17 protein-coding genes are annotated in these 21,637 nt (G+C 61.4%); 10 read left to right on the forward strand and 7 right to left on the reverse strand.

Annotation, left to right across the window (positions count from 1 at the left end; translation table 11 throughout):
* The first annotated feature begins 160 nt into the window (after positions 1-160).
* Positions 161-934 (forward strand): N-acetylmuramoyl-L-alanine amidase, encoded by a 774-nt coding sequence (locus HU719_RS02055; protein WP_186536235.1) that lies wholly within the window; start codon positions 161-163, stop codon positions 932-934.
* Here HU719_RS02055 and HU719_RS02060 read toward each other — a convergent pair.
* Positions 922-1,833, reverse strand: a complete 912-nt coding sequence (locus HU719_RS02060) for a LysR substrate-binding domain-containing protein (RefSeq protein ID WP_186536208.1) — start codon at positions 1,831-1,833, stop codon at positions 922-924. The two genes, HU719_RS02055 and HU719_RS02060, sit on opposite strands and share 13 nt — an antisense overlap.
* Positions 1,834-1,930: 97 nt before the next feature.
* Here HU719_RS02060 and HU719_RS02065 point away from each other — a divergent pair, with 97 nt between their 5' ends.
* The 6 genes from HU719_RS02065 to HU719_RS02090 all read left to right on the forward strand — a co-directional run bounded on the left by HU719_RS02065 (position 1,931) and on the right by HU719_RS02090 (position 7,453).
* Positions 1,931-2,686 (forward strand): sulfite exporter TauE/SafE family protein, encoded by a 756-nt coding sequence (locus tag HU719_RS02065; RefSeq protein WP_186536207.1) that lies wholly within the window; start codon positions 1,931-1,933, stop codon positions 2,684-2,686.
* Between the two features lie 50 nt (positions 2,687-2,736).
* On the forward strand, positions 2,737-3,294 hold the full coding sequence (locus HU719_RS02070) for a sugar ABC transporter ATPase (RefSeq protein ID WP_186522551.1): 558 nt from the start codon (positions 2,737-2,739) through the stop codon (positions 3,292-3,294).
* 86 nt (positions 3,295-3,380) lie between these two features.
* Positions 3,381-4,850 (forward strand): IMP dehydrogenase, encoded by a 1,470-nt coding sequence (guaB, locus tag HU719_RS02075; RefSeq protein ID WP_186536206.1) that lies wholly within the window; start codon positions 3,381-3,383, stop codon positions 4,848-4,850.
* A 78-nt stretch (positions 4,851-4,928) separates the two neighbouring features.
* Positions 4,929-6,506 (forward strand): glutamine-hydrolyzing GMP synthase, encoded by a 1,578-nt coding sequence (guaA, locus tag HU719_RS02080; protein ID WP_186522776.1) that lies wholly within the window; start codon positions 4,929-4,931, stop codon positions 6,504-6,506.
* A 340-nt stretch (positions 6,507-6,846) separates the two neighbouring features.
* Positions 6,847-7,095: a prevent-host-death protein gene (locus HU719_RS02085; protein WP_186536205.1), complete on the forward strand. Its 249-nt coding sequence runs from the start codon at positions 6,847-6,849 to the stop codon at positions 7,093-7,095.
* Between the two features lie 22 nt (positions 7,096-7,117).
* Positions 7,118-7,453, forward strand: a complete 336-nt coding sequence (locus HU719_RS02090; RefSeq protein ID WP_186522763.1) for a type II toxin-antitoxin system RelE/ParE family toxin — start codon at positions 7,118-7,120, stop codon at positions 7,451-7,453.
* Positions 7,454-7,579: 126 nt separating this feature from the next.
* Here the strand turns inward: HU719_RS02090 and HU719_RS02095 are convergent, their stop codons facing one another.
* Positions 7,580-8,593 (reverse strand): NADP-dependent oxidoreductase, encoded by a 1,014-nt coding sequence (locus tag HU719_RS02095; RefSeq protein WP_186536204.1) that lies wholly within the window; start codon positions 8,591-8,593, stop codon positions 7,580-7,582.
* Positions 8,594-8,630: 37 nt separating this feature from the next.
* A complete protein-coding gene (locus HU719_RS02100; RefSeq protein ID WP_186536203.1) occupies positions 8,631-9,419 on the reverse strand; it encodes an SDR family NAD(P)-dependent oxidoreductase in 789 nt (262 codons plus the stop codon).
* Positions 9,420-9,558: 139 nt separating this feature from the next.
* On the opposite strand from HU719_RS02100, the gene HU719_RS02105 reads away from it, so the two are divergent.
* On the forward strand, positions 9,559-10,125 hold the full coding sequence (locus tag HU719_RS02105; RefSeq protein ID WP_186522756.1) for a TetR family transcriptional regulator: 567 nt from the start codon (positions 9,559-9,561) through the stop codon (positions 10,123-10,125).
* A 27-nt stretch (positions 10,126-10,152) separates the two neighbouring features.
* Here HU719_RS02105 and HU719_RS02110 read toward each other — a convergent pair whose 3' ends face one another.
* Complete coding sequence (locus HU719_RS02110; RefSeq protein WP_186536202.1) at positions 10,153-12,018, reverse strand: LTA synthase family protein; 1,866 nt, start codon at positions 12,016-12,018, stop codon at positions 10,153-10,155.
* A 195-nt stretch (positions 12,019-12,213) separates the two neighbouring features.
* Between HU719_RS02110 and HU719_RS02115 the strand changes: the two genes are divergently transcribed.
* Both HU719_RS02115 and tadA read left to right on the forward strand, forming a co-directional pair.
* The gene (locus tag HU719_RS02115; RefSeq protein ID WP_186522752.1) at positions 12,214-13,596 is read left to right on the forward strand and encodes a multicopper oxidase family protein; all 1,383 of its coding nucleotides are present in this window, start codon (positions 12,214-12,216) and stop codon (positions 13,594-13,596) included.
* Positions 13,596-14,078: a tRNA adenosine(34) deaminase TadA gene (gene tadA / locus HU719_RS02120; protein ID WP_186536200.1), complete on the forward strand. Its 483-nt coding sequence runs from the start codon at positions 13,596-13,598 to the stop codon at positions 14,076-14,078. The genes HU719_RS02115 and tadA overlap by 1 nt, the downstream gene beginning before the upstream one ends.
* A gap of 512 nt (positions 14,079-14,590) precedes the next feature.
* On the opposite strand, the gene HU719_RS02125 is transcribed toward tadA, so the two are convergent.
* The 3 genes from HU719_RS02125 to HU719_RS23740 all read right to left on the reverse strand — a co-directional run bounded on the left by HU719_RS02125 (position 14,591) and on the right by HU719_RS23740 (position 21,608).
* A complete protein-coding gene (locus HU719_RS02125) occupies positions 14,591-17,509 on the reverse strand; it encodes a membrane-targeted effector domain-containing toxin (RefSeq protein WP_186536198.1) in 2,919 nt (972 codons plus the stop codon).
* 97 nt (positions 17,510-17,606) lie between these two features.
* Positions 17,607-19,064 carry a membrane-bound lytic murein transglycosylase MltF gene (gene mltF, locus HU719_RS02130; RefSeq protein WP_186536196.1) on the reverse strand — a complete coding sequence of 486 codons (1,458 nt, stop codon included), beginning with the start codon at positions 19,062-19,064 and terminating at the stop codon, positions 17,607-17,609.
* Positions 19,065-19,181: 117 nt separating this feature from the next.
* Positions 19,182-21,608, reverse strand: coding sequence for an RHS repeat domain-containing protein (locus tag HU719_RS23740; protein WP_217843688.1), 2,427 nt, complete (start codon positions 21,606-21,608; stop codon positions 19,182-19,184).
* Between the last annotated feature and the right edge of the window lie 29 nt (positions 21,609-21,637).

Consider the following 21,637-nt stretch of genomic DNA (forward strand, 5'->3'; position numbering starts at 1 on the left):
CACTATAAAGGAGGCGACGCGCAGATGCACCGTGCTGACGGCCGCAGGCCGATTTTCCCATGGCCTCGCAAGACTTGCCGGCGATCTTGACCGGACTTCGCCGCTTATTTGCCCAAGCGCCTGTGAGCACGCTGGTCAAACTTCTACAGCGAGGTTGACCATGTATACCATCGACTCCACCACCTACCGCTCCAAGGCTTTTAATCAGCGTAAGGGCGAGGTGCGCTTTCTGTTGCTTCATTACACGGCTGTCAATTTCAACGGCTCGATCAATGCCTTGGCCAAAGGCGATGCCGTTAGCGCTCACTACCTGGTGCCTGACCCTTTGGATGCCAGCTACCGCAAGGCGGGCTTTGACGAGGTACGCCTGTTCCAGCTGGTTGATGAGCCCCAGCGCGCCTGGCATGCCGGGGTCAGCGCCTGGGCCGGGCACAGTGGCCTGAACGACACCGCGATCGGCATCGAATTGGTCAATCAGGCTGCGGTTCGTAATGGCCAGTTTGTTTTCCCGGCCTATCCTGCGCAACAGATCGCCGCGCTGACGCAGTTGTGCCAGGAGATTTTGCAGCGCTACCCGGCCATCTCACCCACTGCGGTGTTGGCTCACAGCGATGTGTCCATCGGGCGCAAGAGCGACCCCGGTGCCGCGTTCCCTTGGCAGGCCCTGCATCAGGCGGGTATCGGCGCTTGGTATGAAGAAGCGCGCAAAGTGCACTATCAGGCGATTTTTGCGCAGCAAATGCCTGAGCTGGCACAGGTGCTCGATAGGCTTCGCCAGTACGGTTACAGCGTGCCCGAGCAGCCCGACGATGCCTTTGTTCGTGGGGTTTTGCGGGCGTTCCAGTTACACTTCCGGCCGGCCGATTACAGCGGCAGGCTCGACAGTGAAACCGCAGCGATCCTTTACGCACTGGTGGAGCGTTACCCCGTTTGAGCGTCCGCCCGCGCGGCTGGCGCAGGCCCCATCGCCTCGGCAAACTGTCGCGTCAAAGGGGCCGCATCGCGATGGCAGGCCAGTGCCACGCTGCTCTGGCAGGCCTCGGCCAGCGCGATGAAACGCACCGTCGGCGGGGCGATGTCCTGCATGCTGGCAGGCAGCAACGCCACCCCGAGACCGGCCTGGATGAGTTGCAATTGCGTGGTCTTGCGCGACACCACCTGCGCCGCCCGCGGAAAAAAACCAGCCTGCATGCAGAGCGATGCCGACAGATAGCTCAAACCGCCGCGCTGGCGGTGCGGCACAGAAATGAAGCGTTCTTCGCGCAACTGCTCAAGTTGCACCGAAGCCTCGGCGGCCAGCGGGTGCTGCGCTGCCACTGCCAGCAGCAGCGGCTCATCGAACAATGCATGCAGCACCACCCCCTCGTGCTGGCGCAGCACCGGCAGGCGCAGCAGGCCGATATCCAGGCGCCCTTCGGCGATGTCTTCGAGTTGCGCCTCTGATGACTGCTGGGCGATTTCCAGGGTTACGTCTGGGTTGGCACCCAGGTACCCGCTGAGCCGTTGCAGCAACTGGCCAGTCAGCGGCACTGTGCTGGAATGGCTCAGGCGCAGGTTGCCGCGCAGGCCTTGGCCAATTTCGCGGGCCAGGTGCTCGGCCTGGTCGAGGTCTGCCAGCAGCCGTCGGCAACGCTGCAAGAAGGCCTCGCCCGCCACGGTCAGCCGAGGCAGCCGGGCGGTGCGCTCGAATAATGCGGTACCCAGTTGGGTTTCCAGCTCCTTGATTTGCCGGCTTAGCGCCGATTGGGCAACGTACAGCCGCTCGGCGGCGGCGCTGAAACTGCCGCTTTCGGCGATTTCGACAAAATAGCGCAATTGGCGGATCGAACTCATGGCATGCCTTTTTGAGATGGCTTGTAGCGAAAAAGCATATTAGTCGGCATGGCTCGTCACTGGCTAACCTTCAGCTGTCTTTTCTGGAGCTGCCGCAATGCTTGCCCAACTGTCTTTTACCGGCCTCGACTGGTTGCCCATCCTGCTGGCCATCGCCGCGGCCTACATTGTCTTCGGTATCGCAGGGTTCGGCACCGCGCTGGTCGCCGGCCCCGTGTTGATCCACTTCATGCCGCTGTCGCAAATCATTCCGCTGCTGGTGCTGCTGGATTTTGTCGCAGCGTTTGGCAACCTGCTGCCGTCACGGCGCGATGTGGTGCGCAGCGAACTGCTGCGGTTGCTGCCCTGCATGGCGCTGGGCTGCACCCTTGGGGTGATCTTCTTGCTGCACTTGAAGTCCGACCTGCTGCTGTTGCTGATGGGCCTGTTCGTTACCGCCTATGCCATCTACAGCCTGGCGGTCAAAGCCCGGCCGGCGCAATTGTCCGGCCTGTGGGCGGTGCCAATGGGTACGGTAGGTGGCTTGTTCGGCGCGCTGTTCGGCAGCGGCGGTTTTTTGTATGCCATCTACCTCAGCGCGCGGCTTGAGGCGAAGGAGCAAGTGCGCGCCACGCAAAGTGCGCTGATCAGTTGCAGCACCTTGGTGCGGCTGTCGTTGTTCCTGATTGCCGGGGTGTATGCCGACACCGCGCTGCTGATGCTGGCGGCCTGCCTGCTGCCGGTGATGTTCCTCGGCTTGTGGGCTGGCCGGCGCCTGAGCCTGAAACTGTCGCGCGAGGCCTTCGTGCGGCTGGTCACCTGGCTGGTACTGGCCAGTGGCCTGGCACTGATCGGCCGCTACCTGAGCAGCTGAGCAGGGGGTAGAATTGCGCCATTACCGCAGTTCGCAGGCTCTTTTCGTTCATGAACACGCAAAGCATCATCGTCCCCAAACTGTCTACCGTGCCGTCGCATGAAGCCCGCGCCCGGGCCATCCTGCGCTGGCTGGTGCGCGAAAAAGTCGTCGAAGAGCAGCTGACCACCTGCGGGCGCACCGGCAACCGCATGGGTTACAGGCTGGCCCAGGGCGCCCGCAAGGTTGCCCTGCGCCCCGAGCTGCTGCCGTTTGGCGAGCCGGTCAACGGCCTTGAGGTGATGCTCAAGCGCTGCATCTATACCCCCACCGAAGGTTTTGTCGAAGAAGCCGGCTGCCCGGAGTGCCGGCGCGAGGTCGGCGAGCCCTTGTTCGAAAGCCTCGAAGAATGGATGCCGGGGGTGAGCGACAACTTCACCTGCCCGCTGTGCGGCTTCGAAGATGACATCAATGGCTTTCTTTACCTGCAGCCATGTGCCTTTTCCAACCTGGGGTTCATCTTCAACAACTGGGGCGAGGCCGGTTTTACCCAGGCCTTTCTCGACAGTTTTGCTGACTGGCTCGACCAGCCGGTGGCGGTGGTGCAGGTAAAACTGCCACACGGCTGACCGAAGGCCCTTATTTTGCATTGAGCGGCGCGCCGTGCATGAGTATAATGGCGCGCTTCCATTTTTCCCGCCCGGGAGCCCCCGCGATGCTGCGTATCAGCCAAGAAGCCCTGACCTTCGACGATATCCTCCTTGTACCTGGTTACTCCGAGGTATTGCCCAATGAAGTCAGTCTCAAGACCCGTTTGACTCGTGGCATCGAGCTGAACATTCCCCTGGTCTCCGCTGCCATGGATACCGTGACCGAAGCGCGTCTGGCCATTGCAATGGCCCAGGAAGGCGGCATCGGCATCATCCACAAGAACATGACCATCGAGCAGCAGGCCGGCGAAGTTCGCAAGGTCAAGAAGTTCGAGGCTGGCGTGGTCAAGGACCCGATCACCATCGAGGCCGACGCCACTGTGCGTGACCTGTTCGACCTGACCCGCCTGAACAACATCTCCGGCGTGCCGGTGCTGGCGAACGGCGACCTGGTCGGCATCGTCACCTCCCGTGACGTGCGTTTCGAAACCCGCCTGGATGCAAAAGTCCGCGACGTGATGACGCCTAAAGAGCGTCTGGTCACCGTCCGCGAAGGCGCCGACAAGAACGAAGTCCGCGAGCTGCTGCACAAGCACCGTCTGGAAAAAGTCCTGATCGTCGATGCCGCGTTCAACCTGAAGGGCATGATGACCGTCAAGGACATCGAAAAAGCCAAGGCCTACCCGCTGGCCAGCAAGGACGACCAAGGTCGTCTGCGTGTCGGCGCTGCGGTCGGTACTGGCAAAGATACCGGCGAACGTGTTGCAGCCCTGGTAGCTGCAGGCGTTGACGTTGTGGTCGTAGACACCGCCCATGGTCACTCCAAAGGCGTGATCGACCGCGTGCGCTGGGTCAAGGAAACCTACCCGCAAGTGCAGGTGATCGGCGGCAACATCGCCACCGGCGCTGCCGCCAAGGCCCTGGCCGACGCGGGGGCCGACGCCGTCAAGGTGGGTATCGGCCCAGGTTCCATCTGCACCACCCGCATCGTTGCCGGTGTCGGCGTGCCGCAGATCAGCGCCATCGCCAATGTTGCAGCTGCACTCGAAGGCACTGGCGTGCCATTGATCGCCGACGGCGGTATCCGCTTCTCCGGTGACCTGTCCAAGGCCATCGTCGCTGGCGCCTCGTGCGTGATGATGGGTTCGATGTTCGCCGGTACCGAAGAGGCCCCGGGTGAAGTCGAGCTGTTCCAGGGCCGTTCGTACAAGGCCTATCGCGGCATGGGCTCGCTGGGCGCCATGGCGCAGGCGCAAGGCTCCTCCGACCGTTACTTCCAGGACTCCTCGGCCGGTGCCGAGAAGCTGGTCCCGGAAGGCATCGAAGGCCGCGTACCCTACAAAGGCGCGCTGTCCGCGATCATCCACCAGTTGATGGGCGGCCTGCGTTCGTCGATGGGCTACACCGGCAGTGCCACCATCGAAGAAATGCGCACCAAGCCTGAATTCGTACGCATCACCGGTGCCGGCATGGCCGAGTCCCACGTGCATGACGTGCAGATCACCAAAGAAGCCCCTAACTACCGCGTAGGTTGAGCTTCCAGTTAAACCTTTGAAGCGGGGCTGTCATGACAGCCCCGCGTCGTTTCCGATTTCCACTGACGAGATTGAGTCATGGCCCTCGATATTCACGCTCACCGTATCCTGATCCTCGATTTCGGTTCCCAGTACACCCAGCTGATCGCCCGCCGCGTGCGCGAAATCGGCGTGTACTGCGAACTGCACCCGTTCGACATGGCCGATGAAGCGATCCGCGAATTCAATCCACGCGGCATCATCCTGGCCGGCGGTCCCGAGTCGGTCCACGAAGCCAACAGCCCGCGCGCGCCGCAGGCGGTGTTCGACCTGAAAGTCCCGGTTCTGGGTATCTGCTACGGCATGCAGACCATGGCCGAGCAGATGGGCGGCAAGGTCGAAGGCTCCGAGCTGCGCGAGTTCGGCTACGCCCGCGTTGATGTGGTCGGCAAGAGCCGCCTGCTCGACGGCATCGAAGACCATGTCGACGCAGACGGCGTACTGGGCCTGGACGTGTGGATGAGCCACGGCGACAAAGTCACCCAGATGCCAGCCGACTTCCATGTACTGGCCAGCACCCCAAGCTGCCCGATTGCCGGCATGTTCGACGATGCGCGCGGCTACTACGGCGTGCAGTTCCACCCGGAAGTCACCCACACCAAGCAAGGCGGTCGCATTCTGTCGCGCTTTGTGCAGGACATCTGTGGCTGCGAAGCCCTGTGGACGCCGTCCAACATCGTTGAAGATGCGATCGCCCAGGTGCGTGAACAAGTCGGTTCGGCCAACGTGTTGCTGGGCTTGTCCGGCGGCGTCGACAGCTCGGTGGTTGCCGCGCTGCTGCACCGCGCCATCGGCGACCAGCTGACGTGCGTATTCGTCGATAACGGCCTGCTGCGCCTGCACGAAGGCGACCAGGTGATGGCCATGTTCAAAGAGAACATGGGCGTCAAGGTGATCCGTGCCGATGCCGAGAAGCAGTTCCTCGATAACCTCGAAGGCGAAGCGGACCCGGAGAAGAAGCGCAAGATCATCGGCCGCACCTTCATCGACATCTTCGATGCCGAGGCCAGCAAGCTGGATAACATCCAGTTCCTCGCCCAGGGCACCATCTACCCTGACGTGATCGAGTCGGCTGGCGCCAAGAGCGGCAAGGCCCACGTGATCAAGTCGCACCACAACGTCGGTGGCCTGCCAGAGGAAATGAACCTCAAGCTGGTCGAACCGCTGCGTGAGCTGTTCAAGGACGAAGTGCGCCGCATCGGCCTGGAGCTGGGCCTGCCGTACGACATGGTCTACCGCCACCCGTTCCCGGGCCCAGGCCTGGGCGTGCGCATTCTGGGTGAAGTGAAGAAGGAATACGCCGACATTCTGCGTCGCGCCGACCATATCTTCATCGAAGAGCTGCGCAAGGCTGACTGGTACCACAAGACCAGCCAGGCTTTCGTTGTATTCCAGCCGGTCAAGTCGGTGGGTGTGGTCGGCGACGGCCGTCGCTACGCCTGGGTCGTGGCGCTGCGCGCCGTAGAGACTGTGGACTTCATGACCGCACGCTGGGCGCACCTGCCGTACGAACTGCTGGAAACCGTCAGCGGCCGTATCATCAACGAGATCGAAGGTATTTCGCGCGTTACTTACGACGTGTCGAGCAAGCCGCCGGCTACGATTGAGTGGGAATGATCTCAGTATTGCCCCGAATCCATAAGTGATGGATCCATAGAGCCCGCATAATTGCGGGCTTTTTTGTGGGAGGGCCTTCGTGGTAACGAAGTGGCTAGCGCGCGCGAAAAAATTTATCTCAAATAAAAATTGACAAAAAGTCAATAATCTATTTTTTATTCGGTCTTGATTTGGGCTTAATTTGCTGTATTTTTGCCCGTGACGTATCGATAAAACCGTCAGATATAATGAGTGTTTATGAGAAACACGATGGATATTCTGGGTATAGCGTCGCCCAGAATCGGTCCCTATATGGCGTAGCCCTCAAGATGGCCACGTCACCATGATGGAGGTTTCGCTCATGAGAGTTGAAACAGTTAGCTTTTTGAAAAAATACGCATCCGACCTGCCTCTTGATGAGCCAATGGTCGTTACGCAAAACGGTATTCCTGCCTATGTTGTTGAGTCTTACGCAGAGCGTAAACGTTGCGATGAAGCAATCGCCTTGGTGAAAATGCTTGCTCTGAGTTCCCGCGAGTATGCCCGAGGAAAACACTGTTCGGCTGATGACCTGAAAGCCCGCCTGAGCAGGAGGTTCGCCCACAAATGAGATAGGAACTCAAACGACCACATTGAACATCCGCTACACAGAAGTTGCGCAACAAAGCATCGAAGACCAGATCGAATATCTGGCACCCTATAGGGGATTCTCTTCCGCGTTCGAGCGAATTACTGACGAGATCCGCGTCATTGAGGGCGAGCTCCTTGGTGCTCCGTCAAGGTACCCAGTTAGCTCGCAAGCAGGGGAACTGGGCATTTCTCAATACCGAGAACTCAATTCGAACGGATACCGCGTTTTCTACGAGATTGTGGAGGACGATCAGGCCATCGTAGTTGCACTGGTATTGAGAGATAAGCAAAGTGTCGAAAAGGCACTGTTGGACTACTGCTTGTTTTATATCTCATAGCCCTGATCAGCGGGCCATCCGCTACGGTGATCGCGCTTGCCCGCTAATTGTCTTGCGGGCTTGTGGCGTTATGGCGCATGCGACGCATGTTCCGCAGTGATTGAGAACGCTCTTGCCCGACCAGCTTCAGCCATCCATTGAGCGAACTTTCACCACAACCTTCCCCCGAGCCCGCCCCTGGGCCAGGTAATCAAGCGCCTGCTGCGCCTGATCGAAGGCAAACACCTGATCAATCACCGGCTTGATCCGCTCCGCTTCAACCAACTTGCCTATCTCCCCAAGCTGCGCCCCATCAGGCCGAACGAACAAGAACGAATAGTCCACCTTGTTGCGCTTCGCCAGGCCCCTGATCTTGCGGCTCATCCAACCAAACAGCAGCACCAGCAACATGTTCATGTTACGAGCCTTGGCAAACGCCCGGTCCAGTGGGCCGACCAGGGACACGATCTTCCCGCCTGCTTTGACAATGCCCACCGCTTTTTCCAGTTCATCGCCACGGGTGGTGCCCAGTACCAGGTCGTAGCCGCTGAGCAGGCGTTCAAATGCCTGGTTCTTGTAGTCGATCACGTCGTCCGCACCCAGGCTGCGCACCAGTTCGGTGTTCTTGCTGCTGGTGGTGGTGCCAACGGTAGCGCCCAAGTGTTTTGCCAGTTGGATCGCGAAGGTGCCAATGCCGCCTGAGCCGGCCGGGATGAATACAGCCTGGCCGGGTTTTAGCTGTGCGCGTTCATGCAACGCCTGCCAGCTGGTCAAGCTGACCATCGGCAGCGATGCGGCCTGCACGAAGTTCAAGTTGGCTGGCTTGAGTGCGGCGCAGGCCTCGGGCACCGCGACAAACTCGGCGAGGGTGCCGGTGCCGCGATCGAACAGGCTGGCGTAGATCGCATCCCCCACCTTGAAGCGCGTTACTGCACTGCCTACCTCGGTTACCACCCCCGCCACGTCACTACCCAGGATCGCCGGCAGGCGGTATTTCAGGACCAGTTTGAACATGCCGGTCGGAATCATGTTGTCGATGGGGTTTATGCCTGCGGCGTAAACCTGCACCAGCAGTTGGTCAGGCTCAAGCGCGGGGCGGGGCAGTTGCTCGAACCCCAGACCTGGCGCTTTGCCGTAGCGTTTGAAGGTGAATGCTTTCATTGCGAGCAGGTTCCGGTTGCGGCGGGTAAGAGCAGCCTCAGGCCTGCGGCTGGTAGCGCTCGGCGGCGTGGGCCTGGCGGATGTCGGACAGCACGCCTTGGCGGGCCTGCTCCAAAGCCGCCCAGCGTGGTTCGGCATGCAGGGGCGGAATGGTCACGGGCTCGCGGCGGTCGTAGCCGATCAGTGCGGCGTCGACCAGCTCGTTGACGTCCATCACTTCGCTCAAGCTGTTGACGTCGATGCCTGCACGCTCCCAGATTTCGGTGCGGGTGGCTGCTGGCAGCACGGCCTGGACATAGACGCCTTTTGCCGCCAGCTCCACTTGCAGGCCTTGGGACAGGAACAATACGAAGGCTTTCGAGGCACCGTAGATCGACATGCCGAACTCCGGGGCAAAGCCCACCACCGACCCTATGTTGACGATCGAGCCGGCGCCTGCCTGGGCAAAGCGCGGCGCGGCGGCAGCGGCGAGGCGCGTCAGGGCGACCACGTTGAGCGCGACAAGCCGGTCGATGGCTTCGGCGCTTTGCTCGACGAAGGCGCCGGATTGCGCCAGCCCTGCGTTGTTGATCAGCACGCCAATGTGCGCGTCGTCGCGCAGGCGGGCTTCGACGGCGCTGAGGTCGTTGGCGTTGGTGAGGTCGGCTTGCAGCACGTCCACCGTGATGCCGTGCTGCTCTCGCAGTTGCGCTGCCAGGGCGTCCAGGCGCTGCTGGTCGCGGGCAACCAGCACCAGGTCGTGACCGCGGGCGGCAAAGCGTTTGGCGTAGGTGGCGCCGATGCCGCTGGAGGCGCCGGTGATCAGGACGGTTGGCAGCGTAGTCATGGTGAATCTCCGTGGATTGACAGCGTGGGGTGTTGGAATGGCGCTAATGATTGTGACCGAACTCTAAAAAAGTCAACGTTTTGATGTTGTGTGACATCAATGTATACTTCGGCGCAGATTCACAACGGGTGGGCAAACCATGAAAGTCACCAAGCAGCAGGCCCAGGCCAACCGCGCGCATATCGTTGAAACCGCCTCCACGCTGTTTCGCGAGCGTGGCTACGACGGTGTGGGCATCGCCGACCTGATGGCGGCCGCAGGCTTCACCCAAGGTGGGTTCTACAAGCATTTCCGCTCAAAAGCCGATCTGATGGCCGAGTCATCGGCATGCGGCATGGCGCAGTCGGCCGCGCTGACCGCTGGTGCGTCGATTGAAGCGTTTTTGCAGGTCTACCTCTCGCGCGAGCATCGCGATAATCGCGCAAGCGGCTGCACCTTGGCGGCGTTGTGTGCGGATGCGGCGCGCAAGGAAGATGAAGTGCGTGCGATGTTTGCGGCCGGCATAGAGGCGCAACTGAAGGTGTTGCACGGGGCCAAGGACCTGACTGCCGAGCAGGCAGGGCAGGTGCGGGCCAAGTCGCTGTCGATCATGGCCCAGGCGATGGGCGCCATCGTGATGTCGCGGGCATGCCCGGACGACTCACCACTGGCAGATGAAATTCTCGCGGCCAGCTACCGCTCGATCCTCAACTCCCTCAAGCCCTGACGGGCTCGGTTGCCCGGGCAGCGGTCGTTATTGCGGTTGCTGTCGGTCCTGCTCGAAGAACGCCTTTTGGTAGGCGTCATAGGACAACAGCCGGTTCCTGGTCGCGGTGAATTCGTCCCCCGTTACCTGTTGCGGGTTGGTTTCCTGCGGGTCCTGGTCGAGGTTGTATTTGACCAAGGTGTCCGGGCTGAAATCGTAAATGTACTTGTACGGGTGCTCCACCAGCGCCGACGACAGTTGATCGAAAAACGTCGACATATAGAAAGCGCGCTTGCCGTGGGGCCTGAGCAAGCTGATGCCCTGCACCTGGAACGAGGCATTGTGGACGCCGAAGAAGTCCGCGACGGTGGGGGCGATATCGGTTTGCTGGCTGGTGGTCGAGGCCGGTTTGGGTAATGGCTGCCCCTTGGCCCAGAATATTAGCGGCACCGTGACTTCCTCCTCGTACATCGAGGAGTTGTGGATGAACAACCCATGTTCGCCGAACGACTCGCCATGGTCGCCCACCAATACGAACAGGGTCGCGTCCAGCAGGCCATTTTTGTCGAACCCTTCCAGCATTTGCCCGATCAAGGCGTCGGTGGTTTCGATACAGGCCTCGTACTTGTCCAACTGGTTACGCGGCACGCGCTTGCCTGGGCAGTCGTACGGGTAGTGTGCGGCGCTTGGGAAGTACAAGGCAATAAACCCTTTGCCGCTCTGCTGTAGGGCCTTCAGGTCAGGAATGCTGGGTAGAAAAAGCTGTTCGTCGCTTGCGCCGAAACTGCTGTTGCCTTGCGCAAGGGCAGGCGACATGTCGGCAACCGAATACGCCTTGGAAACCCCGATCGAACTCAGAAAACCGTCCATGTTTTCAAATTGCAGAAACAACGAGCTGAAGGCCACGGCCTCCATGTTTCGCTGTTGTTTGAGTTCATGGATCACGCCGGGTTGATACAGCGGCATGGCTTCCTTGATTTCAACGCCGGGAAACGCATGCAGCCCGGTGAAAATCGAAAAGTACCCTTTGGAAGAATGTGGCACGGTCACATAGGCCTTGCTCAGCATGCCTTCGCGGGCCAGCCGGGCGAGTGTGGGGTAGCGCGCATCAGTGTCCGCACCCTCGGCAAAGGTGCTGTTCCAGCGCACCGACTCCATCACGATGAACACCAGGTTGGTGAAAGGCGGCGTAGGTTCTGGGCGGGGCAGGGCGTTGATCGCGGATATCGGGTAGGCGGGTTGTTCGAAGGGCAGCAGGTTGGGCTGCCGGGCAGTGTTGTTCAGGCCGGCGCTGCGCAGTGCATTGATCAGCGGGCTGGTGACGATGTTCTGGTTGAGGTGATAGCGGGCATCGTTGGCAAAGGGGGCGCCCAGCAGCAAGGCGGCACCTGCCGCGAGCGCCAACGTGCTGCGGGTTGCCAGCGGCTTGGCTGGGGTTCTGAGGGCCCGGTAGCTTGCCAGCCCCACCAGCGCCCAGGTTGCCAGATACGCCAGAAATAGTACGAAGACTATGAAGCGGAAGGTAAAACCGAAGCCGGCCAGTTGGTTGAAAAACACCTGTGCGCCAGACGTCAGGTTGCTCGCATGCTGCAGGCTGTAGGCGACCAGGGTGAGGTCCAGCGGCTTGAGCCACAGCTCACGCACACGCATGTCGATCAGCAGCAAGAGCAGCAGCGCGCCTGCCAGCACGCTCAGCGGCCAGAATGCGACCTTGTAGCGTGGTAGCAGGCTGACGCCCAGCACATACACCAAAGCTGCCAGCAGCAGGTCTTGCAGCAGGTACAGGGCGATACTGGCAGCGTCGGTGTCGACCCAACGGCTTGAAAAGTAACTGATCAGGATAATCTTCGGCACCAGTAACAGTGCCGCGGCCGGGAGTAGCGCAAGGCCAAGCAGGTGATTGTTTCGCCCCATGGCGCTTCGCTCGTTCGGGTCATTGAATGACGTCACTTAAACAGCGCGCCATGGTTTGGGCAAGCATGCCGTGGTGCGGCGCCCCTGCGGCAAGACTTCACTTAAAATTTCGCAAATGCAGGTGTATCGTAATCGCCCTTCATTGTCGGCCGATGCTGGCAGTTTGCTTGCGCAGAACACGAGGTACCCGCAGCGATGTCCTTTACCCGTCGACAAATGCTCCAAGGCCTGACCGGCTTGGTGGTGGTAGGCCTTGGCGCTGGTGGCGCGGCGCGTTACTGGCTGGGCAAGGTCGAAGACGACAACGCCGGGCATGACTACGAGCTGATCGCCGCCCCGCTGGATGTCGAGCTGGTTGCGGGCTTCAAGACCCAGGCCTGGGCTTTTGGCCCTTCGGCGCCGGGCACCGAGTTGCGAGTGCGCCAGGGCACCTGGCTGCGCGTGCGGTTCATCAACCACTTGCCGGTTGAAACCACCATTCATTGGCACGGCATCCGCCTGCCGCTGGAAATGGACGGCGTGCCCTATGTGTCCCAGTTGCCGGTCAAGCCGGGCGAATATTTCGACTACAAGTTCCGGGTGCCGGACGCCGGCAGTTACTGGTATCACCCGCACGTCAGCAGCTCCGAAGAACTGGGCCGTGGCCTGGTCGGCCCGCTGATCGTCGAGGAGCGCGAGCCCACCGGCTTCAACCATGAGCGCACCCTCAGCCTGAAAAACTGGCACGTCGATGAGCAAGGCGCCTGGCTGCCGTTCAGCATCCCGCGTGAAGCTGCGCGCAACGGCACGGCGGGCCGCTTGATCACCATCAACGGCCAGGCCGATTCGGTCACCGAGTTGCCCGCCGGGCAGGTGGTGCGTGTGCGCCTGCTGAACCTGGACAACACCTGGACCTACCGCATCAACCTCAAGGGCAACTGCGAGGCGATGATCTACGCGCTGGACGGCAACCCGGTCACCCCGCGCCCGCTGGACGATGATTACTGGCTCGGGCCGGGCATGCGCATTTGCCTGGCGATCCGCATTCCACAGGCGGGTGAAGAGGTTTCGCTGCGTGATGGTTTCGTGCGCCTGGGCACCCTGCGCTCGGTACCTAGCCAGGATGCGCCTGGCGACTGGCCCAAGGCGTTGCCGGCCAACCCTATCGCCGAGCCGGACCTGGAAAACGCCGAGAAGCTGAACTTCAATTTCGAATGGGTCGGCAAGGTGTCGGTGAATACCGACAACGGCAAGCCGCCGAGCCTGTGGCAGATCAACGGCCAGGCCTGGGACATCACCGACAAGACCTGCGCCGACCGGCCCATTGCCACGCTCAAGCGCGGCAACAGCTACATCTTCGAGCTGAAGAACATGACCCAGTACCAGCACCCGATCCACCTGCATGGCATGAGCTTCAAGGTGATCGCGTCCAATCGCCACAAGATCGTCGAACCGTGGTTCACCGACACCTACCTGCTGGGCAAGAACGAGCGTGCCCAAGTGGCGCTGGTGGCTGATAACCCAGGCACCTGGATGTTCCACTGCCATGTCATTGACCACATGGAAACCGGCCTGATGGCCGCGATTGCGGTGGTGTGATGCGGCCGTTGATCATCGATCGCAGCCGCGATCAGGAATTCATGCACATGGCACTGGAACTTGCGGCGCAAGGCGCTGCACGGGGTGAGGTCCCGGTGGGGGCGGTGCTGGTGCAGCATGGCCAGGTGCTGGGGCAGGGCTTCAATCGGCCGATCCTGGATAGCGACCCCAGCGCCCATGCTGAAATGGTGGCGATTCGCGCAGCGGCCCAGGCAGCCAGCAATTACCGGCTGCCGGGCAGCACGCTGTATGTCACGCTTGAGCCGTGCAGCATGTGCGCGGGGCTGATCGTGCATTCGCGGGTTGCGCGGGTGGTGTTTGGTGCGCTTGAACCCAAGGCTGGGGTTGTGCAGAGCCAGGGGCAGTTTTTCGCCCAGGGCTTCTTGAACCACCGGGTGGTGGTCGAGGGCGGGGTGCTGGCGCAGGAGTGCGGGGCGATTCTCAGCGAGTTCTTCAAGGCGCGCCGGGCCAAAGGCGCTTAGCCCAAGCGATTGCACTGCCTGCTCGGGCCTCATCGCAGGCTGGCGCCAGCTCCCACAGAGCTCGCCCATCCCCAATCGATGCCGTCTACACGGTCAGTGTAGGAGCGGCCTTGTGTCGCGAAAGGGCTGCGGAGCAGCCCCAGCGATTCTGGTGGGTGCTAAGATCCTGGGGCTGCTTCACAGCCCTTTCGCGACACAAGGCCGCTCCTACAGAGTCGGCGCACAGCCGCAGTATGGAGGTCTGGCCAAGATTCGTGTGGGAGATCACCCAGCCTTGCCGGGCTGCGCTGCCGCGCAGAGAACTGGGCAACGTGGGAGCAGGCTTGCCCCGCGATGCGATGTTGGCAGTGCTATCGCTATCGCGGGGCAAGCCCGCTCCCACGTTTCGATGTAAATCAGTTAGTTAGCGTTTGTTCTATGAGAGCCGGCGACCGCGTGCGATGAGGGCGGCGCAGGCCTTGTAAAAAAGCTGGAATCTGTACACAGACCGCGCCAGCGCCACCTCCTGCTCCTTACCGCACGATATGGCTCATCCCCCGCAGCGCCAGTAGCGTGTACAGCTCGGAAAGCTCAGCGAACCGGCGGCCATGCAGGTCAGGCCAGTCTGGGCGTTCTATATACAGGTAGCGGCCGTCGCGTTTTATCTGCGTGCGGCGCAGGCTGCCATCCCTGCTGCGGTTGACCAGGTAGCGCTTGCCATCGGCCTGCTCCTCGATGGCATAGTCTCCGGGCCGTCTCAGGTTGCTCTGCAGGTCCGGCGCGGTGGCACTCGCAGGCTTGACCGCCGCCCGCAGGCGCAGGTCGCTCTTGACATGGCGAGTGATACGTCTTTCGATAACATCCAGGCCTGGGTCGACCTCGACGGTATCAGGCTGGCCGATGGCAACGTCTTCTACGCGCAGGCCGATGGCACCTTGCAGTTCACTGATACCCGGCACCCCTTCGAAGCTGTTGGCGTGGGTGTTACCCACCAGTGCCACCCATTTACCCGCCCCGTGCAGCGCCTGGTCGGCGTCGATGATCAGCCCGGCGTAGAAGTTCATCATCCGGGTCCGCGCCAGCGGCGGCGGGACGTCCAACCAGGCTTGCCGGTAACTGGCCATGCAGTCTATGGACTGGATACGCAGGCCTTGCTGCTGCGCCTTGATCAGCACCTGGCGGAAGTTGTAACGCCCTGTAGGGTCGGTGAAATGCCCGCGGTCCTGGCTGCTGATATAGGCGTCCAGCGCCTCACTTAGCTTGCCTGTGCGGTTGAAAGTGTCCAGGTCGGGCTGCTGGAAGTCGGTTTGGTAGTGCTCCATGTACAGCGTCTTCACGTTCAGTTTGCGCAGCTCACGCATGTTGTCGATCAACAAGCGCTTGCTGCCGATGGCGCTGTGAGCTTCGCCAATGACCAGGCCGTCGCTATTGGCGTAGATGGCGCGCAGCAACTGTTTGGGGCTGGTGTTGGGGCTCAGTTCAGGAACGTTCGGCCTTGCTGGCAACTGCGCCGAGGCCAGGCCGCTGGCCGCGTCGGCGGCCAATTGGTCGCGGCGGTTGCGAAACTCCTGCTCGGCGCTTACGGCATCGTCTTCGTCTAAACTGGCGAGCTGGCCGGAGAGCGCATCGTCCGATACCGAGTGCAGCAAAGCGCGGGAAGGTTGCGCAATCTCGTAGACGTTTGGCGCAAGGGTTGGCAGTTGTGGGCCTGAGGGTTTTCGACCGAAGATTTTCAGAGTCTTCAACGGCCAACCGCCGTCCAGCCCCATGCGCTCGACCAGTTGCCACTGGCCTTGGCTGTCCAGGCGAATGGTTTGGGCGGTCGCCCACGAAAACTCATTTTCGGGGTCGACGATCACCCAGGTTTTCAGTTCGACCACATGGCGCACCTGGTACGCCTGTCCATCGATCTCCACATAAAATTTTTGCTGCTGGGAGTAGATGCCGGCCAGCGTGCCGCTGCCGGGTTCGCCAGTCAGGATCACGTTGCTTTCAAATCCATCCAGCGGATCGAGCGGGTTTAGCGGGCGCAGCGGTTGCGGCACCCATTCATCGATCTGCGCGGTACTTGCTTGAGCGCCTGAGTGTTCGGGTTCGGGGTTCTCGACATGTTCTGGCGCGCTTTCGTGCGTACCGATTTCACCCGCCTCGCCTACGACGGCTCCGTGCAGCAAGCCTGCATTGAACAGCACGTTGATGCCGGCGATGATCGCACCGCTTACGCCTTGTTGGCGTTCAGCGGTGGTGCGGCCGTTGAGCGCCTGGTCGACGTTCAGGCCCATCTCTGCCATACCTGCGCCAACCACTGCCAGTGCCACGTGCCAGTCCACCGCTGCCATTGGCCCGAACACCGTGCCGAACGCTTTCAGGTAGCCGATCCACAGTTGTTTGCGCAGGTCTTCATTGGAATGCAGTACCCACTGGGCATCGTCCTGCATGCGCTGGCGGGCCTTGTCGCGCAGCCAGCTGAAGGCGTCTTCGCCGATGGTGTGGTCATGCTGGTTGATGGCTGAGTAATCGCCTCTGCCCCACCCTTCGTACAGCAGGTCGATCAGGTGGTTCAGGCCGATGGCGCTGTCGCGCTCGCCGCGCTCTGGCAGGGCGAAGTGGCTGGCGAAGCGGGCGCGATTGTCGGCATGATTGTTGTGGTTGAGCACCCACAGATACAGCGCCGCCTTGTTTTCGAACAGCTGCAATCCGTCAGTTTCACCGGGCATATAGAGCATCAGCGCGCCGCTTTGCAGCTCGATGCGCAAAATGTCAGTGGCCACGTGCCCGCCTATGTCAAAGGTGCATAGGCGCACGCCGGGGCCAGGTGGTACCAGCTCACGCAGTTGTGCAAGGGTGGGTGGCCAATAGTGGCCGCCGACCAGCGCTTGGGCAGCCACTGCCGCGCTGCTGGCCAGTGCGCTACCAGGGTGGTCTTTGCACGCTTCCAAAGCCTTGCTCAGGAACATCGCCTTGGCCAAGGTGCGAAAGTCATCGTGATGCTTGAGCCAGAATTGCTCCATGTTCGCCTTGAACTGCTGGCTGAAGTCGATCTGCCAGAAGTACTCGAGTACCTGGCGCGGATCCAGCGCTACCTCGTTGTGCTCGTCGTACAGGTCCTTGTCCAGGCCGTCGCTGTAGAACCCGGTACGGTAACTGAGCAAGTCGGCGTTGTCGGCGCTTTGGGCGTCAAAGCGGTGCATCACCAGCTGGGGCAGGGTAAGCGATTGGAACGGCTTTTCATGGTGCTGCCAGCCGCTGAAGGTGCGCGGGCTGGTGGAGGCGTTGTCGAAGCTGTTCAGGTAGACATGATCCGGGTCCTGCGTGCCCAGGCTGTGCTGGTCGAGAATCTGCCGTGCGATCTGCCTTGCCTGCTGGCGCATGTCGGGGCAGTGTGCGGCAATCTCCAGCGCGAGGGCCTGCAGGGCTTGCTGGTCGTCTGCCTGGCTCTGGGTGAGAGGCATGGGGTGGCGCTCCGTTGTATTAGGAGCGCCGAGGTTGGCTGTGCCGGTGGTGCCCGGTGCAGTACATATCGCTTGTGGCGCCCTGCCGGGCACGGCGCTACATGGCCGGGGTCTGTTCCGCCGGTTTGTCTTTGTTCACCGCCGGCACATGCAGGTTACCTTCGGCTACCTGGCCTTCGAGCTGTGGCTGCGTCACCCAGGTCAGGATGTCGTAGTAGCGACGGATGTTGGCGACGAAATGCACAGGCTCGCCGCCACGGGCATAGCCGTATTTGGTCTTGCTGTACCACTGCTTCTGCGACAGGCGCGGCAGCATTTTCTTGACGTCCAGCCACTTGTTCGGGTCGAGCTTCTCGCGTTTGGCCAAGGTGCGGGCATCTTCCAGGTGGCCGCTGCCGACGTTATAGGCCGCCAGGGCGAACCAGGTGCGGTCCGGCTCCTGGATGCTGTCGTCCAGTTGTTCCTTGACCAGCATGAAGTACTTGGCACCGCCCATGATGCTCTGGCGCGGGTCGAGACGGTTGGACACGCCCATGGCCTGGGCAGTGCGCTGGGTCAGCATCATCAGGCCGCGTACGCCGGTCTTGGAGGTGACCTCGGGCTGCCACATCGACTCCTGATAGCCGATGGCGGCCAACAAGCGCCAGTCGATCTGCTCGACCTTGGCGTAACTCTTGAAGTGCTTCTCGTACTTGGGCAGGCGCTGCTGCAGGTGCTGGGCAAAGGTGTAGGCACCGACATAACCCAGTACATCGACATGCCCGTAGTAACGGTCTTTAAGGCGCTGCAAGGTGCCGTTTTTCTGGGATTTGTCGATAAATTCGTTGATTTCGTTGAGCAGGCTGTTGTCTTCGCCCGGTGCCACCGCCCAACGCTGGTCGCGGGCGTCGCCCAGGTCGAAGGCCACACGTACATTCGGGAAGTACACCTGGTTCATGGCCAGTTCGTTGGAGTCGACCAGGGTCAGGTCGATTTGCCCCTCATCGACCATGCGCAGCAGGTCGACCACCTCGACTGCGTCAGACTCTTCGTATTCAAGTGTCGGGAATTTCTTTTTCAACTCAGCCAACTGGTCGGCGTGGCTGCTGCCCTTGAGCACCATGATCTTTTTGCCTACCAAACCTTTCGCTTCGGTAGGGCGGGAGCGGCCATTTCGGTAGATGACCTGCGGCGTCACTTCAAGGTAAGGGTGGGAAAATTTCACCTGTGCAGCACGCCGTTCGCTGCTGACAAGCCCCGCTGCCGCGAGCACTGGGCCTGAGGGTTTGCCCAATTGGCCGAACAGGTCGTCAAGGTTGTCTGCCGTTTCGATTTGCAGCTTAACGCCTAGATCGTCGGCGAAACGCTTGACTAACTCGTACTCAAAACCAGTTTCGCCGTTGCGGTCCTGGAAGTAGGTGGCCGGGCTGTTGCGGGTAATTACGCGCAATACGCCGTCCTCCTTGACGCGTTCTAGGGTGCTGGGTTTTTCAACACAGGCACCGAGCATCAGGAAGAGTCCGGTTGCGATGAGCCATTTGGCGCAGCGCTGGCGTAGAGCAGTGTGGGCAAACATAGGGTGCAGTATACGCAAAGGACTGCTGGCGCCATATCTCGACAATAGGCGGGTTGTCTGGTAGCGGGTCCAGCCCCTGATCGACGCCCGCTGGCGCAACGTCGATCAGGGGCTGTTTTATTGCGGCATGTACAGTTTCGGCTTGGCAATGCGGTATTTGGAGGTCTCGGTGAAGCGTGGCTTGCAGAACATCCGCGTCCACAGCGATGCTTTGTAGATCGGCACATTGTTGCCGGCTAGTGCGTTGGGAGAAGCGCGCGGCATTTGCAATGAGGCTAGCCCCTTGATGAACACTTTTTCGCCAAAGGCTTCGACGGGGCGCCCCAGTTCATTGGCGATGCTCTGCGCGGCGCCACTCTTGCCGCCCCAGCAGGCGACCAGGATGAATTTCTTGCCTTCCGGGTAGCCCATCTGCGCAAGCCTGGGGGCGATGATGTCCTGGGCGATGCGCACTGCATCGTCAGCCACCCCTTGCGCATTCATCAGCATGCCCAGCGGGTGCCCGTGCGTCACCAATGCCGCATGCCCCTCGGCAAACAGGTCGGGTACAAAGGCGACGTCCTCAGCCCCGGCGTTTGCGCCAAACAGCACGCTGGCCGGGCGCGTTTTGCCGCCTGGGCCGATGTGATAGGGCTTGAATGGCTCCAGCTTGCTGGCCGCCCGGCCGGCTGAGTTGCGCAGGTTGACCACTGCCGTGGTGAGCTTGGGAGCAATGGCTGCAGCGGCGCTGGCAAGGCCTGTGCCTAGAGAAATCCAGCCCAGCACGCTGGCGGCCGTCTGGTGCTTGCCGTCGATCTCAAGCCCCAGCGCGGCAATGCCTGTGCCGATCGAAATGGCACTGAGGGCCGAACTGCTGATTGCCAGCATGCCGCTTGCGGTCAGCCCGCTGAGGCCTGCGGCCAGGACCACGCCGAGCGAGCCGAAGCTTGCCACGGTGACCACCGTCCCGATTGCCAGGCCGAGCCCGGCCACGGCCCAGGTGACCCAACTGTGGCCGTCCGGGTCGATGCGGTTGACGGGGTCGCCGGCGCAGTAGGCGTAGGGGTTGATGCCGCCACGCCCGAACGGGCTTTCGCTGTCGGGGCTGATAAAGCACATCAGCAGCGGGTCGTAGGGGCGGTAGCCGTTGGGGATGTACCAGCCGGTCAGCGGCTCGCGGCGCAGGCCGGTGTAGCCGAATGGCATTTTTTCATCGCCTTTCTGCTCGGCACCGTGAGTGGTGTAACGGAGTTGGCGGATGGTGTCATCGGCTTCGATACGCACGCTACCCTGGCCGTCGCAGCCGAGCAGGGTGGTCTTGGCGATGCCTTCGGCGACGCAGTTCAAGGCAAACAGATGCGCACCATCGCCGATCAGGTGCAGGCGGTCATCGCCACACTGTTCATGGGTTTGCTGACCGCCGCTGTAGAAACTGCGGGTGAGGGTGTCCTGCAACACTCGGTCACACAGCTTGCCGCTGGGGTCGTAGCGGTAGAGGCAGCTCTGGCCGTTGTAGTCGATGCGCTCCAGGCGGTCCTGGGCGTTCCAGGCCATGCTGCGGCCCAGGCTGTCGGAGATCACGCGGCCACAGGCGTCGTAGGTCAGGGTGATGGATTGTGGCCAACTGGCATGGGTATGGCTGATCGCAACCACTTGGGTTGGATCGTCATCGGCATAGGTGAAGCTCGCCTGATCCGTGGTGTCATCGAGAAAGCGAGTTTCGATGCTTTGGTAGCCATCGAGTGCATTGAAGGTGAAGCGCTGTTCGGCAATGGGGTTGCCGAATGGGTCGCGCGGAGCGGCGTCGGCGTTGGCGGTGTAGTGCACCAGGCGGCCACGGGGGTCGTAGGCGAAGGTTTCCGCGCCGTTTTGCTCGCCGTCCTGCCAGGTGCGCGAGAGCACCTGGTCAAGGTCGGAGTAGAGCAGCGTCTGCACGATGACCCGCTCTTCACCGACGCCGTTAACGGTGAAGGTGCAGGTATGTTCGCGGCCCATGGTGTCGTAGGTGATCTGCTTTTCAAGCGTGCGCCCATCGTGTTGCGTGGTCAGGCTGATGGGGCGGGAAAATGCGTCGTAGGCAAACTGCGTGGTCACCTCGCCAACCGTCAGTTCAGTGACCCGACCCTGGGCGTCGAAGCTGCGCTTGTGCGGGGTGCCGCTCGTATCGGTGAAACCGAGCAGGGTGCCACCCAGTGACTCCTGCCAAGTGGTGGTGTGGGTCTGGCCATCCACTGTCCAGCTGTCGGCAAGGGGCTTGCCGGCGGCAGTGAACTGCCATTTCTGGCTGCCCAGCGCATTGCTGGCAGCGACAGGGCGACCGAGCAGAGGGTGGTATTCAAGGCGCTCGGGTGTCTGATCCTGCGCTTCGGTACTGAGCAGTGCATTGCCCAGTACGCCTTCGTAGACAAAGTCGATGCGTTTGCCATCGGCCAGGGTGTTGGCCGTTGGCGGCACTTGCCCTGCGCGATAGTGGTATTGAGTGGTGCGCCCGGCAACCTGTACCGAGCGTTGGCGACCGAGCCCATCGAATGTCTGGCTGCCAATCAGTGTTGAAAGGGCGGGCACGGCGTTTCTCCTCAAAGGTATCTGATGCG

The sequence above is a fragment of the Pseudomonas farsensis genome (assembly GCF_014268805.2).
Taxonomy (GTDB): domain Bacteria; phylum Pseudomonadota; class Gammaproteobacteria; order Pseudomonadales; family Pseudomonadaceae; genus Aquipseudomonas; species Aquipseudomonas farsensis.

What these genes read in the sequence shown, in the direction of transcription:
- HU719_RS02055 (WP_186536235.1), top strand. Translation starts at nt 161, where the DNA reads ATGTATACCATCGACTCCACCACCTACCGCTCCAAGGCTTTTAATCAG.
- HU719_RS02060 (WP_186536208.1), bottom strand. Translation starts at nt 1,833, where the DNA reads ATGAGTTCGATCCGCCAATTGCGCTATTTTGTCGAAATCGCCGAAAGC.
- HU719_RS02065 (WP_186536207.1), top strand. Translation starts at nt 1,931, where the DNA reads ATGCTTGCCCAACTGTCTTTTACCGGCCTCGACTGGTTGCCCATCCTG.
- HU719_RS02070 (WP_186522551.1), top strand. Translation starts at nt 2,737, where the DNA reads ATGAACACGCAAAGCATCATCGTCCCCAAACTGTCTACCGTGCCGTCG.
- guaB (WP_186536206.1), top strand. Translation starts at nt 3,381, where the DNA reads ATGCTGCGTATCAGCCAAGAAGCCCTGACCTTCGACGATATCCTCCTT.
- guaA (WP_186522776.1), top strand. Translation starts at nt 4,929, where the DNA reads ATGGCCCTCGATATTCACGCTCACCGTATCCTGATCCTCGATTTCGGT.
- HU719_RS02085 (WP_186536205.1), top strand. Translation starts at nt 6,847, where the DNA reads ATGAGAGTTGAAACAGTTAGCTTTTTGAAAAAATACGCATCCGACCTG.
- HU719_RS02095 (WP_186536204.1), bottom strand. Translation starts at nt 8,593, where the DNA reads ATGAAAGCATTCACCTTCAAACGCTACGGCAAAGCGCCAGGTCTGGGG.
- HU719_RS02100 (WP_186536203.1), bottom strand. Translation starts at nt 9,419, where the DNA reads ATGACTACGCTGCCAACCGTCCTGATCACCGGCGCCTCCAGCGGCATC.
- HU719_RS02105 (WP_186522756.1), top strand. Translation starts at nt 9,559, where the DNA reads ATGAAAGTCACCAAGCAGCAGGCCCAGGCCAACCGCGCGCATATCGTT.
- HU719_RS02110 (WP_186536202.1), bottom strand. Translation starts at nt 12,018, where the DNA reads ATGGGGCGAAACAATCACCTGCTTGGCCTTGCGCTACTCCCGGCCGCG.
- HU719_RS02115 (WP_186522752.1), top strand. Translation starts at nt 12,214, where the DNA reads ATGTCCTTTACCCGTCGACAAATGCTCCAAGGCCTGACCGGCTTGGTG.
- tadA (WP_186536200.1), top strand. Translation starts at nt 13,596, where the DNA reads ATGCGGCCGTTGATCATCGATCGCAGCCGCGATCAGGAATTCATGCAC.
- HU719_RS02125 (WP_186536198.1), bottom strand. Translation starts at nt 17,509, where the DNA reads ATGCCTCTCACCCAGAGCCAGGCAGACGACCAGCAAGCCCTGCAGGCC.
- mltF (WP_186536196.1), bottom strand. Translation starts at nt 19,064, where the DNA reads ATGTTTGCCCACACTGCTCTACGCCAGCGCTGCGCCAAATGGCTCATC.